This is a genomic window from Methylobacterium sp. J-067 (genome assembly GCF_022829465.1).
GTDB classification, from domain to species: domain Bacteria; phylum Pseudomonadota; class Alphaproteobacteria; order Rhizobiales; family Beijerinckiaceae; genus Methylobacterium; species Methylobacterium litchii.
The window spans coordinates 1-2,493 of sequence record NZ_JAKSXZ010000005.1 but is presented as its reverse complement, the minus strand read 5'-3'; the positions used below and the strand labels follow the sequence as shown (position 1 = coordinate 2,493).

The following is a 2,493-nucleotide window of genomic DNA, read 5'->3' as shown; positions in this document are numbered from 1 at the left end:
GCGGGCGGTAAGCTCTCGCTGCTGGGCTCGGGCGCGCAGTCCGTGACCGTGCATGACGTCACGGCAATCCCGGCTCCGGCCCCGGCCGCGTCGCCCGTGACACCGTTCACGATGAACGTGGGCACGGGGTCGGACACGCTGGTTCTGAAGGTCAGCCAGGATGCCTACAATGGCGATGCGCAGTACACCGTCTCGGTGGACGGCAAGCAGGTCGGCGGCACCCTGACGGCCCATGCTTCGCACGCTTCGGGTCAGTCCGACACGATCACCGTGAACGGCGACTGGGCGGCGGGCGACCATAAGGTCAGCATCAACTTCCTCAACGACGCCTTCGGCGGCACCGCCGCCACCGACCGCAACCTCTATCTCGATAGCGCCACCTACGACGGCGCGGCGGTCACGGGCGGTAAGCTCTCGCTGCTGGGCTCGGGCGCGCAGACCGTGACCGTGCACGACACCACCGCGATCCCGGCTCCGGCCTCGTCTCTCGCGACGCCGTTCACGATGAACGTCGGCACGGGGTCGGACACGCTGGTCCTGAAGGTCAGCCAGGATGCCTACAAAGGCGATGCGCAGTACACGATCTCCGTGGACGGCAAGCAGATCGGCGGCACCCTGACGGCCCATGCGGCGCATGCCTCGGGGCAGTCCGACACGATCACCGTGAACGGCGATTGGGCGGTGGGGGACCATAAGGTCAGCATCAACTTCCTCAACGACGCCTTCGGCGGCACCGCCGCCACCGACCGCAACCTCTATCTCGACAGCGCCACCTACGACGGCGCGGCGGTCGCGGGCGGTAAGCTCTCGATGCTGAGCTCAGGCGCGCAGACCGTGACCGTGCATGACGTGACGGCAATCCCGACCTTGGACTTGCTGCACGCCTGAGCGAGAAAGTTCTCGCGGGATACGAACGGGTGGCGATCGACCCAACTACTGTCACGGTTGGGTCGATCTGGATTTCGAATGCTCTGTAATTTCTGATGCTATTGCCGGAATATGTATCGCCATAAGCGAGAATAGTGGGTGATGTTGCATTTAATCGCGATGTGATTTCGTCGCTTGGTATGATTGGATCATAACGTGCAATGTAAAATATAAGCCGTTTTTCTTCCGGGCTGCCCTGTGTTTGTGAGAACTCACGCGAGTGGTCACGTTGAATATATCCTGCCGCATCGTGGCGATTTCCGGGGGTGGACGCCCATCGTTCCCAGGCATCAATAATAGAGTAATGGGACCAAAGCCGGCGCAGTGATATTGTGTATCATTGGACAGAGATCACCGATAATCTTGTTGGTTTTTAATAGCATCGAACCGGTCCTCCTCCGGGGGGAGATGTGAATATCGGTTCGCGCAAATGTGACTGGTCACAATCTCGCCTCAAATATTATTAGAAAACAACTTAAATTTGAATCTATGGTCGATCATGGTCGCTCTGCGAAGACTATTGATGTATTTATCCGCGCTCGCGGCGCTGATTATATTTATTGGTTGGATCTTATTTAATAGAAGATTCGACATCATGCCTTTCGGCCTGATAGCTTTGTTTCTCTCAAACGCTTTCTACTTATACTTCTCGCGCCCGACAGTGCAGACGAGCGATATATTGGATCGGGCATCGTCTCGGCTGAGCCTCGTCTCGTTGGAGCTGCGGTATTTATCGCAAGAAGCGCAGATCAGGGAAGCCGAAGCTGAGAAATTGCGACTCGCGAAGATTGAAAAAGAAAATTACAAATTACAGGTCGCCAAAGATCTTCTTCAGCATTTACAGTCGAACATATCGTCTCGTCGAGGATCGGCGGTTGAACTGCGGCAGATTGCGAGCCGGCAACGTATAGGCACTGAAGTTCTCGCGCAATTCACCGTCGTCCCGGAAGGTGCAAAGACGGAAAGGCTCACCACGGGAACTCCCGCAGCGGTAAAGGCGCCCGAGCCTGCTGCACCGACGAATTTGCTGCCCGCAGCGCCGCCTTCGAATGCCTCGAAAGAAAAGGGGTATGGTGAGCTGAACGGCCCTGGCGAGACTTCTCCTCGACGGCCTGTAGACTTAGATCGCACTGCCGCTTCCGCCTGAATGGCCAAGCGGGGAGTCGGTCGCACCCGGCCGTGTCGTGGTGGTGTGCCGCCGTTATACCATGCAGCGTGGATCGGGTCCGGCGCGGGTTGAGTCCGAGAGGGGGTGTCATGCGGATCCTAGTCACCGGCGGCTGCGGCTTCATCGGGTCCGCCCTCGTCCTGCACCTCGTGCAGGATCTCGGGCACGAGGTCGTCACCCTCGACGCCCTGACCTATGCCGCCAACCCGATCTCCCTGAAGCCCCTGGAGAGCAGCGGGCGCCACCGGCTCGTGGAAGCCGACATCTGCGACCGCGACGCGGTGCGGGCCGCCTTCGCGGACTTCCAGCCGCAGGCGGTGATGCATCTGGCCGCCGAGAGCCATGTCGACCGCTCGATCACCGATCCCGGCGCCTTCGTGCGCACCAACGTCATCGGC

Annotated in this window: 3 protein-coding genes; all 3 read left to right on the top strand. The window is 59.5% G+C overall.

Features of this window, described 5'->3' with window-relative positions; translation table 11 throughout:
* Positions 1–888 (top strand): carbohydrate-binding domain-containing protein (locus MKK52_RS00040; protein WP_279597551.1); only part of this gene is annotated, 888 nt, incomplete at its 5' end.
* 562 nt (positions 889–1,450) lie between these two features.
* Positions 1,451–2,074, top strand: coding sequence for a hypothetical protein (locus MKK52_RS00035; RefSeq protein WP_243951707.1), 624 nt, complete (start codon positions 1,451–1,453; stop codon positions 2,072–2,074).
* A 110-nt stretch (positions 2,075–2,184) separates the two neighbouring features.
* Positions 2,185–2,493 (top strand): NAD-dependent epimerase/dehydratase family protein (locus MKK52_RS00030; RefSeq protein ID WP_243951706.1); only part of this gene is annotated, 309 nt, incomplete at its 3' end.